Raw genomic sequence first — 14105 nt, forward strand, 5'->3', positions numbered from 1 at the left:
GGAACGTCCGACACCCGCCACTTCCTCGCCGACAGGACACCCGCCACTTCCTCGCCGACAGAACACCCGCCACTTCCTCGCCGACAGGACACCCGTGGATCGAGAGGACAGGCGATTCGGGCAAGAAGCGCCGGAATCGCCTGTCCTCTCGATGCGTCGCCTGTCCTCTCGGCGGGGGTCGGCGGAAGGAGTCGCGGGGGTCAGCGGGCGCGCAGGGCCTGCTCGAGGTCGGCCCGCAGGTCCTCGACGTCCTCCAGGCCGATCGAGAGGCGTACGACGCCGGCGTCCGGGCGGGCGTCGGCCGGCACCGGCCGGTGGGTGAGCGACGCCGGATGCGAGATCAGCGATGTCACGCCGCCGAGCGAGACTGCGTGCTCGAAGAGTCGGACCGAGCTCACGAGGTGCGCGGCGGCGGCATACCCACCAGTGAGCCGCAGCGCGAACATCGCTCCGGGGCCACGCATCTGGCGTCCGACGAGACCGGCTGGGTCGCATTCGGGCAGGCCCGGGTAGAGCACCTGCGAGATCGCGGGGTGGTCGCTCGCCCAGCCGACCAGCTTGTCTGCGGAGGCCTGGCCGGCGCGCACCCGCAGCGGCAGCGTGGCCAGGCCACGGTGCAGCAGATAGCCGCCCATCGGGTGCAACAGGCTGCCGGTGATGGCGCGCACGCGTCGCAGCGCCTCCGCCCACGGCGTGCTGGTCGCCACGACTCCGGCGATCGCATCGCCATGGCCACCAATGAATTTCGTCGCACTGTGCAGCACCAGCGCCGCGCCGAACCGAGCAGGGTTCTGCAGCACCGGGGTGGCGAAGGTGTTGTCCACCACGACCGGCGCCGAACCGGCTGCCGCCGTGATGGCCGCGATGTCGACGAGCTCCAGGGTCGGGTTGGCCGGTGTCTCCACCACAACCAGGCAGGTGTCCGGCCGCACCGCGTCCGCGACCTCCGACGGTGCGCAATAGGTCGTCTCGACGTCCAGCAACGGCGAACCGAGCAGGTGATCCGTGCCGCCATAAAGGGGACGTACGGCGACGACATGCCGGCCGCTGTGTTCGCTCTTGGCCGCGAGTATGACGGCCGTCATCGCCGCCATACCGGAAGAGAACGCGACTGCCTCGGCGGTGCCTTCCAGTGCGGCCAGGCCGTCCTCGAACCGGGCAACCGTCGGATTCCACAGCCGGGCGTAGACACTGCCGCCACCCGGCACCGGGCGACCGCCGCCGGCCATCGTCTCGTAGGAGAGCCCGCTCGCATCCAGGTCGGGGACCGGGTTGGTGGTTGACAGGTCGATCGACGGGACGTGCACGCCCTGCTCGGCCAGGCCCTCCCGTCCGGCGTGCGTCGCGATCGAATCCAGTTGCAGCGGCGGTGTCGTCATACGCGCACGGTAGAAGGATCCAGTGCGATTCGGCTCGTATGGCGAAGAAGCTGCGGCACAATGAAGAAGGTGGGAAAGAGTCCGATGAACGCGGGGCGCCGATGAGTGCGGAGTCGAAGAATCCTCCGTCCCTGAACGGGCTGGACGCAGTGGACCTGGCGCTGCTCGCCGAGCTCGCCGCGAATGCCCGGGTGACCGGTGCTGCGCTGGCCAAGCGGGTCGGGGTCGCCGAGTCGACGTGTGCCAAACGCATGCAACTGTTGCGGGACCGCGGCGTCATCACCGGCTTCACGACGCAGATGAATCTCGCGGCGCTCGGTCGTCCGATCCAGGCGGTGATCGCGGTGCGGTTGGTCAGCCACAACAGGGATCACGTGCTGCGATTCCACGACACGCTCACCGCCATACCGGGGGTGCTGACGGTGTTCCACGTCGCGGGGGAGAACGACTACCTGCTGCACGTCGCGGTGACCAGTCCAGAGCAGTTGCGGGACCTGGTGCTCGAGCACATCAATGTGCACCCAGGCGTCCGGCACACCGAGACGCAACTCGTGTTCAGTGTGATGCCAGGAGCGGGCATCTTTGCGGGGTGACGTGCTTGCGGGATCTCGATACACCGCCTTGTTCCGCGGCGGCACTCGACCCGCATGGGTGACCTACTCGGCCAGCAAGTGGTGGTGGGCTTCGATCATGGACGGGCCGTACCAGGTGGTCAACCGGCCACTGACCAGCCGCGTCGGCGTGCGGAACGCCTCCGGGCCGTCGTCGGCGGTGAAGACGTACGGCTCGTCCGGCAGGAGTATGACGTCCGCCCCGCTGCTGTCGATCGCCGCCACGTCGGCCTTCGGATAGCGACCTTCGGCGTCGGCGTACACATTGTCGAAACCCACACGCCGCAGTAGGTCTCCGGTGAAGGTGCGTGACCCCACGACCATCCACGGGTCGCGCCAGATCGGGATGGCGACGCGTGCCCGGGCGGGTGGCACGTCGCCGGACCAGAGTCGGCGCGCCTCCTCCAGCCACGCCGGGCGTTCCCACTCCAGAACCTGGTCGAAGAGTTCGTCATACGCTGCGAAAGCAGCTGGCACCGTTTCGATCTCGCTGACCCACACCTGTAGGCCGGAGTCGCGCAGTCGCCGGACGTCGAGCTCGCGGTTCTCCTCCTTGTTGGCCACGACGACGTCGGGCTGCAACGACCGGATGACCTCGAGGTTGGGGTTCTTGGTGCCGCGCACGCGTGTCACGTCGAGGCCGGCCGGGTGCGTGCACCAGTCGGTCGCGCCGACGAGTGCATCGGGCCGGGACGTGGCCAACGCCTCGGTGATCGATGGCACCAGGGATACGACACGTTGCGCGGACATTGTGACGATCCTTTCATCCGGGGTATCGATGCGCCCATCCTCGTTCCTCGGATCCGCTATTCGCCCCGCAAGGGGCGGTGCCATGATGACGAACATGGACTCGACGGCAACCACGGCATACCGGGCGGCGCGGGACTTCCTGCTGCAGCACCACGACGACTACGACGAGGCAGTCGCGGGGTTCCGCTGGCCGGACCTGGGCGACCGGTTCTGCTGGGCCGTCGATTGGTTCGACGCCGTAGCGGCCGGCAACGACCGCCCGGCGCTGGTCATCGTCGAGCAGGACGGCTCACGCACCAGCCGCTCCTTCCAGGAGATGTCCCGCCGCTCGGACCAGGTCGCGAGCTGGCTGAGCGGACTGGGAGTCGGCAAGGGCGACGCGGTCATCATCATGCTGAACAACCAGGTCGAGCTTTGGGAGACCATGCTCGGCGTGATGAAGCTGGGCGCGGTCATCGTGCCGACGACGACGGCCGCCGGGCCCAAGGAACTGACCGACCGCCTCGAGCGCACCACCGCCAAGGCCGTCATCTGCAACGCGACCGACATCGGAAAGTTCGACGGGGTCGCCGGCGACTACCTCCGGCTCAGCGTGGGGTCGGTCGACGGCTGGCAGGACTTCGCCGACGCCTTCGACACCGAGTGGCACGCGATCGAGCACCCGGGCACCACGCCGCAGGACCGGCTGTTGCTCTACTTCACTTCCGGCACGACCTCCAAGCCGAAGCTCGTCGAGCACACGCAGGTCTCCTACCCGGTCGGGCACCTGTCGACGATGTACTGGATCGGCCTGCGCCCCGGCGACGTGCACCTCAACGTGTCCTCGCCCGGCTGGGCGAAGCACGCGTGGTCCAACTTCTTCGCGCCGTGGATCGGCGAGGCGACGATCTTCCTCTACAACTACACGCGCTTTGACGCGGCAGCGCTGTTGGAGCAGATGCGGACCGAAGGGGTCACCAGCTTCTGCGCGCCCCCGACCGTATGGCGGATGCTCATCAAGGCGGATCTCGGCACGAAACCGGATGCCCTCCGCGAGGTGGTGGGCGCCGGAGAACCGTTGAATCCAGAGGTGATCCGGCAGATCGAGAAGTCCTGGGGGCTGACGATCCGGGATGGCTACGGGCAGACCGAAACCAGTGTGCAGATCGCGAACACCCCCGGCTCGGCGGTCAAGGCGGGATCGATGGGCCGTCCGCTGCCTGGTGTCCCGTCCGGGCTCGCCGATCCCGTCACGGGTGAGCTGCTGCCGGCCGATGCCGACGAGGGCGAGATCTGTCTCGACCTGGGCCAGCACCCGGTCGGTCTGATGACGGGCTACCAGGCGGACCCGGAGCGCAACGACCTGGTCATGGCGCACGGTGTTTACCACACCGGCGACGTCGCCTCCCGGGACAGCGAGGGTTACTACACCTACATCGGTCGCACCGACGACGTGTTCAAGGCGTCCGACTACAAGATCAGCCCGTTCGAGTTGGAGTCGGTGCTGATCGAGCATCCGGCGGTCGCCGAGGCCGCGATCGTGCCGGCACCGGACCCGGTGCGACTCGCCGTGCCGAAGGCCTACATCGCGCTCGCGCCCGGTCACGAGCCGACGGAGCAGACGGCGTTCGAGATCCTGAAATACGCGAGGGAGCACCTGGCGCCATACCAGCGGGTGCGGCGGGTGGAGTTCTACGAGCTGCCCAAGACGATCTCCGGCAAGATCCGCCGCGTCGAGCTGCGCGGACGCGAGGAGGAGATCGCCGGGAACCGTCCTGTGCCCGAATGGCGCGATGACGACTTCCCCGAGTTGAAGGGCTGATTGGTCAGCGCAGCACGACGGTCCGGCGACCCTGCACGAAAACCCTTCCCTCGCAGTGCCATCGGACGGCGTTCGAGAGCGCCTTGCACTCGGTGTCGCGTCCGGCGGCGACGAGGTCGGCCGGCGCGAACGAGTGGTCGACCTCCTGCACCTGCTGGGAGATGATCGGCCCCTCATCGAGGTCTCCGGTGACGTAATGTGCCGTCGCGCCAACGGTTTTCACGCCGCGTTCGTACGCCTGGTGGTAGGGCTTGGCACCCTTGAAGCTCGGCAGGAACGAGTGGTGGATGTTGATCGCGCGGCCGCTCAGGTTGCGCGCCAGGGTGTCGGAGAGGATCTGCATGTAGCGCGCGAGCACCACGAGGTCGATGTCGAGCTCGTCGACCAGTTGCAGCAGTCGCGCTTCGGCCTCCGGCTTCGTCGCGGCCGTCACCGGCACGTGGTGGAACGGCACGTGATGCCATCGCACCAGATCCTCGTGGTCCGGATGGTTGGAGACCACTGCCACGATCTCGATCGGCAGGTCCTCGACGTGCGCGCGGAAGAGCAGGTCGTTGAGGCAATGCGCGAACTTCGACACCATCACCAGCACCCGCTGCTTGTCGCTCGCCCGTCGCAACCCGGCGGTGAGCTGCCACTCGCTACGCAGACCGTCGAGGGAGCGCTCCATGGACTCGATGCCCGGGTCGCCGTCATCGGGCACCACGAAGTCGACCCGACATACATAACGACCGGCGAGCTGGTCGTCGAACTGCTTGATCTCCCGTATGTCGGCCCGGTTGTCGACGAGGAAGCCGGTGACCGCGTGCAGCAGTCCCGGACGCTCGGCGCCGTCCAGGGTCAGCACGTAGCGGTGCTCACCGTTGTTTGCGCTCATTGCGAATCTCCTTGTCTCCGGGGCATGCTCAGCAGGTGCACTCAGCACTCAACCACGTTCACCGCGAGACCGCCGCGGCTGGTCTCCTTGTACTTGCTCTTCATGTCGCGGCCGGTCTGCCGCATGGTGCGTATGGCGGCATCCAATCCGACCCGATGGTCGCCGTCGCCGTGCAGCGCCAGCCGCGCCGCGTTGATCGCCTTGACCGAGGCGATCGCGTTGCGCTCGATGCACGGCACTTGCACCAGGCCGCCGACGGGGTCGCAGGTGAGCCCGAGATTGTGCTCGATGCCGATCTCCGCAGCGTTCTCCACCTGCACGGGTGTCCCGCCGAGCACGGCGCACAGGCCGGCAGCAGCCATCGAGCAGGCGGAACCCACCTCGCCCTGGCAGCCGACCTCCGCGCCGGAGATCGACGCCCGTTCCTTGAAGAGAATGCCGATCGCGGCAGCGGTCAGCAGGAACGTGACGACCGCGTCGTCGTCGGCGCCGTGCACGAACCGGGTGAAGTAGTGCAGCACTGCCGGCACGATGCCCGCCGCGCCATTGGTCGGTGCGGTCACGACCCGGCCACCGGACGCGTTCTCCTCGTTGACCGCCAGCGCGTAGAGATTCACCCACTCCATCGCCCACAGCGGGTCGCTCATCGTTCCGGTGCGGGCCCGTTCGTCCGCCTCGTCAGCGCGCAGGTCGCGGCGCAACTCCGGGGCGCGGCGGCGCACCCGCAATCGCCCGGGCAGGAACTTCTCCTCACGAGTGCAACCGTTCTCGACGCACTCCTGCATGACCGCCCAGATCCGCAACAGCTGCTCACGCGTCTCGGACTCGGGTCGGAACGCCGCCTCGTTGGCGAGCATCACGTCGGCGATGGAGCCACCTGTCACCGAGCACTGCGCCAGCAGCTCCGCGGCGCGGGTGAACGGGTGCTGAACCGCGACATCATCGGTACCAAGCCCGTCACCGGCATCCCTGTCGACGACGAATCCGCCTCCGACCGAATAGCTTTCGGCCTCCGCCAACGTCGCGCCCGAGGCGCCATATGCTGTGAAGCGCATGCCGTTCGGGTGTCGGGGTAGCGGCTTGCGGTGGAACTCCACATCGCCGCCGGCGTCGAAGTCGATCGCGTGCTCGCCGCCGAGCAGCAGCCGCCGCGTGTCGCAGATCTCGTCGAACTGCGAGAAAGCCGCTGCCACATCGACCGTCTCCGGGTCCGCTCCGGTCAGGCCGAGCACCACCGCGCGGTCGGTGCCGTGACCCACGCCGGTGGCGGCCAGCGAGCCGAAGAGCTGCACTGTCACCCGCCGCACCTGCCCGAGTGACGAGACTCGGCGCAGACCGTCGACGAACCGCGCCGCGGCGCGCATCGGGCCCACCGTGTGCGAGGACGACGGCCCGATCCCGATCGAGAAGAGGTCGAGCGCGGAGAGTGCCATCAGACGAACTCGCGCATGCCGTCCAGCAGCCACTGGGCGGTGTGCGTCGCGAACGATGAGCGCGGCATGATCCGCCAGGTGTCCGGGGTGACCCGCCACAGGACGACACCGACCGTGCCCAGCAGGGTGACCAGCGCGGATCCGACGGGGAACGCGACCGGATCGAGGTCGAGGCGGCACGACTTGTCGAGCACCTCCTGCGCGCGGGGGCCGCGCAACTCGAGCGTGGTGCGATTCGCGGACAGGTCGACGACCTGCCCCGGCAACTCGCCGAGCGCAGCGGTCAGTTCGTCGGTGATGCGCACCGGGTCGTCGCCGCCGTCCGCCTCGTCCGGTGTGATCAAAAGGAATTCGTCCGGCGCCAGCCACAGGACGTGTCGGTCGCCCGGCAGCCCGGTGACGTCGCCGACACCCTCCGGCAGGGGACCGGACAGTGCCGCCTCGAGCGCCGCGGCCGATGGGGTGTCCGCTACGACGCGCAGGCCGATCTGCGCGAGGAACGGGACCTCCCGCAGCGCCGCATTCGCGCTGCTTCCGGTCTCCAGCTCCCGTGCCATCCGCTGCAGGGGACTGCGTCGGCGCTCCAGCACCGCAGTGCGCTCAACCATCGCGACGTGCTCCTTCCTTGTCATAGACGACTGCCTCGGCGATCTGCACCGGGTAGAACCTGCCTTCGAACGAGGCCATCACCTCTTCGCCGATCCGGGTCCGACCGTCCCGGACGAGGGCGAGCGCGAACGTCCGGTCCAAGGCCTCGCTGCGATAGCTGGACGTCACGTGCCCGATCATCGGAATCGGTTGTGGCGCAATGCCGTCCAGCGGGTCGGCCGGTGTATTGTCCGTCGTTACGAGCTGACTGCCCTCCGGCAGGCGCAGCTCGGGGTCGGTGGGGAAGAGGCTGACCAGTTGCTTGCGGCCCTCCTCGACGTGCCCGGCGCGTGCGTAGGACCGCATGCCGATGAAGTCCTTCTTCTTCTTGGCGACGACCCAGTCCATCCCGAGGTCCTGCGGAGTGACCGTGCCGTCGGTGTCCTGTCCCACGATCGGGAAGGCCTTCTCCGCGCGCAGCACGTGCATGGTCTCGGTGCCATACGGCGTGATGCCGAACTCCGCTCCGGCGTGCGTGATGTCGTCCCACACCGCCTCGCCATACCAACCACTGACGTTGACCTCGAAGGCCAGCTCACCCGAGAAGGTCACCCGGGCGATGCGTGCCGGTATGCCGCTGGCGAGCACCGTGTCGTGGAAGGACATGAACTCGAAGCCTTCCTTCGACACGTCGAGGTCTGGCGCGATCTTGTGTATGACGTCGCGCGACCGCGGGCCGGCGACGACCGTGGTGGACCACTGTTCCGTGACCGACGTGAAGAACACGTCGAGCTCCGGCCACTCGGTCTGGTGCCACTCCTCGAGCCATTCCAGGACTTTTGCGGCGCCACCCGTGGTCGTGGTCATCAGGTAGCGGTCCTCCGCCAGCCGGAAGGAGACGCCGTCGTCGAGGACCATCCCGTCCGGACCGCACATGACGCCGTACCGCTGCTTCCCGACCGAAAGCTTGGCGAAGGCGTTGGTGTAGATCCGGTTGAGGAACGTCGGGGCGTCCTTGCCGCGGATCTCGATCTTGCCCAGCGTCGAACCGTCCATGTAGGCGACATTGGTTCGTGCTGCACGGCATTCGCGGGCCACCGCCGCGTTCATGTCCTCACCCGATTGCGGGTAGAACCATGGCCGTTTCCACTGCCCCACGTCCTCGAACTCCGCGCCGCGGGCCACGTGCCGCGCTTGCGCCGGCGTCACCCGGGCCGGGTCGTAGAGCTCACCGCGAGCCCGACCGGCCAGCGCGGCGAACGCCACGGGTGTGAACGGGGCGCGGAACGTGGTCGTGCCGATGGCGCCGGGTGACGGTGACCGGTCGGTCGCGCCTCCTTCGGCGCCGTCCTGACCGGGCTGCCCGGCCGGCATGGAGGCCATGTCGTGCTCGCCGAGCAACTGGCTCAGCAGCCCGATCGTGAGAACACCACCGATCTTGCCCTGGTCCAGGCCGGTGCTGATCGAGGTGTAGCGCTTGACGTGCTCGACCGAGCGCATCCCGGCTCGCACCGCGCGGACGACACCGGCGGCGGTCTCGTCACGTTGCAGGTCGACGAAGTGAGTGTCGAAATCGCCTGCAGGAGAGGGGATCAGCCACAAGCCGTCGGTAGTGCCCGAACCGGTCCGACGCTCCTGGGCCGTCGTCGGATCCGGCTGCGCGGAACCGGCAGCGATGCCCTCGGCGACGGCGCCGTCGGTCCAGTAGGTGCCTGTCACCGAGCCGGCGAGCGACTGGTCCCGGACCGCGCCGGACGGCACGAAGCCGAGTAGGTCGTCGTCCCAGTGCAGCGCACCTTGACGTTGCGAGTGCAGGTTCACGTTGGCCGACCAGCCACCGGAGACGGCCAGCAGGTCGCACGGAAGTTGTTGTGTCTGCTGTATGTCGCCGTCCCTCGGTGCGATGCGCACGCCGACCACCCGGTCGCTGCCGATGGCTTCCACCGCGACGCTGCCGTGATGGACGTCGACGGATGCCGGGTCGTCGACACCGGCCGACGCTCGGCTGTCCACGAGACTCACCGACGCACCGGCCGCCGCCAGGTCGGCCGCGACACCGTATGCCGAGTCGTTGGTCGTGAATACGACGACCTGCTCGCCAGCCAGGACTCCGTAGCGGCCGAGATAGTTCTGTGCCGCGGACGCCAGCATGACGCCGGGAAGGTCGTTGCCCGCGAAGACGAGCGTGCGCTCGAACGCGCCGGTGGCCAGCACGACGCGCCCCGCGTTGATGTGCCAGACGCGCTGGCGCGAGACGCCGTCCGTGCCCGGCGCTTCGACGCGCTTCTCGAGCGCGATCAGGTAGTTGCTGTCGTAGCTGCCGAACACGCTGGTGCGCTTGAGGATCCGACAGTTGATGGCCTGTTCGAGCTGCGCAGTCACATCCTCGATCCAGGCACCGGCCGGGATGCCTTCGACGACCTCGTTCGGCCGGCCGAGCAGGCTGCCGCCGAGCGCGAAGTCCTGCTCGAAGAGCATCACCCGCACCCCGGTCGCGGCTGCGGCGCGTGCCGCGGCCAGTCCGGCCGGACCGGCACCGATCACGGCGACATCGGTGTGCACGTGCATGTGGTCGTACTCCGCGGGGTCGACCGACTGGTCGAGGGTGCCGATGCCGTCCTCCCAGGTCAGTTCCGACCCGTCGACGAGCTCGGTGATCGTTGCCGGCTGCATCGACTCGCCATACTCACCGTTGATGCGGACGAAGGCGTTCGGCTCCTCGACGCCGCTGGTCATGACGCCGCGGGGTCGGCCACGGTAGATCGAATCACCCACCTGCAGAACGCCGTTCGCCAGCGCGGCGGAGGTAACCGTGTCACCGGCGACGCCTTCAAACGAGCGGCCGTCGATGGTGAAGGTGCGGGATGTGCCGCGGTCGACAATGCCGCCGGACGCGAGACGATGTGGGCTGCCCATTACTGCGCTCCTTGCGTGCTGTTCGCCTCGGCCGGTGCCGCGCCGAGGTAGGTCGAGGTGATGTCGTAGGTGCGGGTGTCACGGATCGCGTTGAACCACTTGCGGCAGCCTGCGCTGTGCACCCAGCGCTCTCGGAAGGTGCCCTTGGGGTTGTCGCGGTAGAAGAGGTACTGCGCCCACTCCTCGTCGGTGAGGGCTTGCGGGTCCTCCGGGTAGGGGACATGTGCCTGTCCGCCATACGTGAACTCGCCCTCGGGACGCACCCCGCAGTGTGGGCATTCGATCATCAACATGTCGGGTCCTGTCAGTGTGCGACGGCGGCTGCGCCGTGCTCGTCGATGAGCTCTCCGGTGACGAAGCGCTCGAGGGAGTAGGGACGGTTGAGCTCGTGCGGCTCGTTGTTGGCGATGGTGTGTGCGAAGGCGAAGCCAGCACCCGGCACGGCCTTGAATCCACCTGTGCCCCAACCGCAGTCGACGTACATGCCATCGACGGGCGTGAGTCCCATGATCGGTGAGGCGTCGAGGGTGACGTCGACGATGCCGCCCCAGGTGCGCAGCAGGTGCGCGCGGGAGAACGCCGGGAAGAGCTCCACCGCCGCCGACATCTGATGCTCGATGACGTGGAACGAGCCGCGTTGTCCGTAGCCGTTGTAGGAGTCGACGCCGGCGCCCATCACGAGCTCGCCCTTGTGCGCCTGCGAGACGTAGACGTGCACGTGGTTCGACATCACCACGGTCGGGTGGATCATCTCGTGCAGCTCGGAGACCAGGGCCTGCAGCGGGTGCGACTGGATCGGCACCCGGAAACCGGCCAGCTCGGTCAGCGTGGACGTGTGCCCGGCGGCGGCCAGCGCCACACGTCCGGCCTTGATGTTGCCGCGTGTTGTCCGAACGCCGACGACGCGGTCGCCGTCCATGTCGAAGCCGGTGACCTCGCAGTTCTGGATCAGGTCGACACCCAGCTCGCTGGCACGTCGCGCATAGCCCCATGCGACCCAGTCGTGCTTGGCGATGCCGGCGCGCGGCTGGTAGGTCGCGCCCATGACCGGGTAGCGAATGTCCTGGCTGATGTTGATGATCGGGCAGACTTCCTTGACCTGCTCCGGCGAGATGTATTCGGCGTCGACGCCGTTGAGGCGGTTCGCCTCCACTCGGCGTACGGAGTCACGCTGGTCCTGCAACGTGTGCGCGAGGTTGAGCACCCCGCGCTGGGAGAAGAAGATGTCGTAGCCGAGCTCGTCCTCCAGGCCCTCCCACAGCTTCAATGACTTCTCATAGATGGCTGCGGACTCGTCCCACAGGTAGTTGCTGCGGATGATCGTCGTGTTGCGTGCCATGTTGCCGCCGGCCAGCCAACCGCGTTCGAGGACAGCGACATTGGTGATGCCATGCACCTTTGCGAGGTAGTAGGCGGTGGCCAGTCCGTGCCCGCCACCTCCGACGATGACGACGTCGTAGGAGTTCCGTGGGTCCGGGTTGCGCCACAGGAAGGACGGGTGTGGTGGCAGCGCGCGCTGCCCTGAACCTTGTGCAGTGGTCATTTTCAGGCCTCCAGGTCGGGGTAGAGCGGGAAGCGGGCGGTCAGCGCCGCGACGCGGGCACGCAGGTCGTCCGCGACGGCGTCGATGTCGTCGGCGGTCAGCGTTGCCGCGATGATGTCCGCGACCTCGGTGAACTCCGCGTCGCCGAAGCCGCGGGTCGCCAGGGCCGGAGTGCCGATGCGCAGGCCGGAGGTAACCATCGGTGGACGCGGGTCATTGGGAATCGCGTTGCGGTTCACCGTGATTCCGATGCTGTGCAGTCGGTCCTCGGCCTGTTTGCCGTCGAGAGCTGCATCTCGCAGGTCGACCAGCACCAGGTGCACGTCGGTGCCTCCGGACAGGACGCGGATGCCGTGCTGTGCCGCGTCGTCCTGGAGGAGTCGGTCGGCCAGTAGGCGTGCACCTGACAGGGTCCGTGCCTGACGGTCGGCGAAGTCGGCCGTCGCGGCTGCGCGGAAAGCCACTGCCTTGGCAGCGATCACGTGCTCCAGTGGCCCGCCCTGCATGCCGGGGAAGACCGCCGAGTTGATCTTCTTGGCGATCGCGGCGTCGCCCGTCAGGATGATGCCGCCGCGCGGGCCGCCGAGGGTCTTGTGCGTGGTGCTGGTGGTGACGTCCGCGAAAGGCACCGGGTTCGGGTGCAGGCCGGCGGCGACCAGTCCGGCGAAGTGCGCCATGTCGACCATGAGCAGGGCGCCGACCTCGTCCGCGATCGCCCGGAACGCCGCGAAGTCGAGGATGCGTGGGTATGCCGACCAGCCGGCCACGATCATCTTCGGTCGGTGCTCGCGGGCGAGCCGGGCGACCTCGTCCATGTCGACCCGGCCGTTGTCGTCCACGTGGTATGCCGCGACGTCGAACATCTTGCCGCTGTAGTTGATCCGCATCCCGTGCGTCAGGTGGCCGCCGTGTGCGAGGTCCAGCCCGAGGATGGAGTCGCCCGGCTGCAGCAACGCGAAGTAGACCGCGGTGTTGGCCTGGGCGCCGGAGTGCGGCTGGACGTTGGCGTATGCCGCTCCGAAGAGGCTCTTCACCCGCTCGATCGCCAGGCTCTCGATGACGTCGACGTGCTCGCATCCCCCGTAGTAGCGCCGGCCGGGGTAGCCCTCGGCGTACTTGTTGGTGAGCACGCTGCCTTGCGCCTGCAACGCAGCGACCGGCGCGAAGTTCTCCGACGCGATCATCTCCAGGGTGTTCTGCTGACGGAGCAGCTCTTGTCCGATGGCCGCCGCGACTTCCGGATCTGCTTGAGAGAGAGCGGAATTGAAACCGCCTGGCGCCATACCGGCTGCTGATGCGTCGCTGATCGTGGGGCTTGGTGAGATCACGGCGATTTCCTTCCGTACGTCTTGAGCGAGTCTGATATATCAGTTGTCGGGTAAGCTAAGCCCCTGCTCGTCGCCTGTCAACCCGTCGGAGGTGCTGCCATGATGCGGTCCGTGCCCCATCACGAGCCCCAGCAAGCGCGGACCAATGGATCGCTGACCGAGGTCGCCTACGAGGCGCTCAAGGAGCGACTGGTGCTGCTCGACATCGAGCCCGGCGCGCCGCTGAGCGAGCAGTCGCTCTCTGCAGAGTTGGCGGTCGGCCGCACGCCGTTGCGCGAGGCGTTCAAGCGGCTGGAGTCCGACCATCTGGTGGTCACCTACTCCCGGCGCGGCACCTTCGCCACCCCCGTCGACATCACGGCCCTGTCGGAGATCTCCGAGATCCGCCGGGTCCTGGAGCCGCTCGCCGCCGGACTGGGTGCCGTGCGCGCCGACGCGGAGGATCGGCGACACCTGGAGAAGCTGCGCGACGGTCTGGCTGCGCTGCCGGCCGACACCTCCGCGCGCGACCACATGGAGTGGGACCTGCAGGTGCACCGCGCGATCTACCGGGCCACGCACAACGCTCACCTGGAGACGGCCCTGGTGCGTTATGGCAATCTCGCGACCCGGATCTGGTCGGTGGCCGCACCGCGCCTGGCCGACGTCGGGTCGCACATCGTGGAGCACATCGAGTTGCTCGAAGCGGTCCGCGGGGGTGGCAGCGAACGCGCGGAGCGGCTGATGCTGGAGCACATGCAGGCCTTCGAAGTCCGGATCCGTACCGTCCTCTGAGTCAGCGCGGCGCCCCGACTTCTTCGTACCGGTCGTTCGCGGGCCATCTGCAGGAGTGTCCGAAAGCTACCTACCAGTAGCACTTGACGGGGAGCTGAATCGCCT

General features: G+C 67.9%; 12 protein-coding genes. 3 read left to right on the forward strand and 9 right to left on the reverse strand.

Annotated features, from left to right (window positions below; all coding sequences use genetic code 11):
• Positions 1-200 precede the first annotated feature (200 nt).
• Positions 201-1379 carry a trans-sulfuration enzyme family protein gene (locus IEX71_RS07230; protein WP_188836294.1) on the reverse strand — a complete coding sequence of 393 codons (1179 nt, stop codon included), beginning with the start codon at positions 1377-1379 and terminating at the stop codon, positions 201-203.
• A 38-nt stretch (positions 1380-1417) separates the two neighbouring features.
• Here IEX71_RS07230 and IEX71_RS07235 point away from each other — a divergent pair, with 38 nt between their 5' ends.
• On the forward strand, positions 1418-1972 hold the full coding sequence (locus IEX71_RS07235) for an Lrp/AsnC family transcriptional regulator (protein ID WP_229749543.1): 555 nt from the start codon (positions 1418-1420) through the stop codon (positions 1970-1972).
• A 63-nt stretch (positions 1973-2035) separates the two neighbouring features.
• Here the strand turns inward: IEX71_RS07235 and IEX71_RS07240 are convergent, their stop codons facing one another.
• Positions 2036-2740 (reverse strand): helical backbone metal receptor, encoded by a 705-nt coding sequence (locus IEX71_RS07240; RefSeq protein WP_188836295.1) that lies wholly within the window; start codon positions 2738-2740, stop codon positions 2036-2038.
• Positions 2741-2825: 85 nt separating this feature from the next.
• Between IEX71_RS07240 and IEX71_RS07245 the strand changes: the two genes are divergently transcribed.
• A complete protein-coding gene (locus tag IEX71_RS07245) occupies positions 2826-4541 on the forward strand; it encodes an AMP-binding protein (protein WP_188836296.1) in 1716 nt (571 codons plus the stop codon).
• Between the two features lie 4 nt (positions 4542-4545).
• Here the strand turns inward: IEX71_RS07245 and purU are convergent, their stop codons facing one another.
• The 7 genes from purU to glyA are packed head-to-tail and all read right to left on the reverse strand — an operon-like array spanning position 4546 to position 13181.
• The gene (gene purU, locus IEX71_RS07250; RefSeq protein WP_188836297.1) at positions 4546-5418 is read right to left on the reverse strand and encodes a formyltetrahydrofolate deformylase; all 873 of its coding nucleotides are present in this window, start codon (positions 5416-5418) and stop codon (positions 4546-4548) included.
• A 41-nt stretch (positions 5419-5459) separates the two neighbouring features.
• A complete protein-coding gene (locus IEX71_RS07255; protein WP_188836298.1) occupies positions 5460-6851 on the reverse strand; it encodes an L-serine ammonia-lyase in 1392 nt (463 codons plus the stop codon).
• Positions 6851-7459 carry a sarcosine oxidase subunit gamma gene (locus tag IEX71_RS07260; protein ID WP_188836299.1) on the reverse strand — a complete coding sequence of 203 codons (609 nt, stop codon included), beginning with the start codon at positions 7457-7459 and terminating at the stop codon, positions 6851-6853. Before IEX71_RS07260 ends, IEX71_RS07255 begins: the two co-directional genes overlap by 1 nt.
• On the reverse strand, positions 7452-10355 hold the full coding sequence (locus IEX71_RS07265) for a 2Fe-2S iron-sulfur cluster-binding protein (protein ID WP_188836300.1): 2904 nt from the start codon (positions 10353-10355) through the stop codon (positions 7452-7454). The genes IEX71_RS07260 and IEX71_RS07265 overlap by 8 nt, the downstream gene beginning before the upstream one ends.
• Positions 10355-10648 carry a sarcosine oxidase subunit delta gene (locus tag IEX71_RS07270; RefSeq protein ID WP_188836301.1) on the reverse strand — a complete coding sequence of 98 codons (294 nt, stop codon included), beginning with the start codon at positions 10646-10648 and terminating at the stop codon, positions 10355-10357. The genes IEX71_RS07265 and IEX71_RS07270 overlap by 1 nt, the downstream gene beginning before the upstream one ends.
• Before the next feature lie 11 nt (positions 10649-10659).
• Complete coding sequence (locus tag IEX71_RS07275) at positions 10660-11898, reverse strand: sarcosine oxidase subunit beta family protein (RefSeq protein WP_188836302.1); 1239 nt, start codon at positions 11896-11898, stop codon at positions 10660-10662.
• Positions 11899-11900: 2 nt separating this feature from the next.
• Positions 11901-13181: a serine hydroxymethyltransferase gene (gene glyA / locus IEX71_RS07280; protein WP_188836585.1), complete on the reverse strand. Its 1281-nt coding sequence runs from the start codon at positions 13179-13181 to the stop codon at positions 11901-11903.
• A gap of 144 nt (positions 13182-13325) precedes the next feature.
• On the opposite strand from glyA, the gene IEX71_RS07285 reads away from it, so the two are divergent.
• Positions 13326-14000 carry a GntR family transcriptional regulator gene (locus IEX71_RS07285; protein WP_229749545.1) on the forward strand — a complete coding sequence of 225 codons (675 nt, stop codon included), beginning with the start codon at positions 13326-13328 and terminating at the stop codon, positions 13998-14000.
• The last annotated feature ends 105 nt before the right edge of the window (positions 14001-14105 follow it).

It is taken from the genome of Flexivirga endophytica, assembly GCF_014640635.1.
Lineage (GTDB): Bacteria > Actinomycetota > Actinomycetes > Actinomycetales > Dermatophilaceae > Flexivirga > Flexivirga endophytica.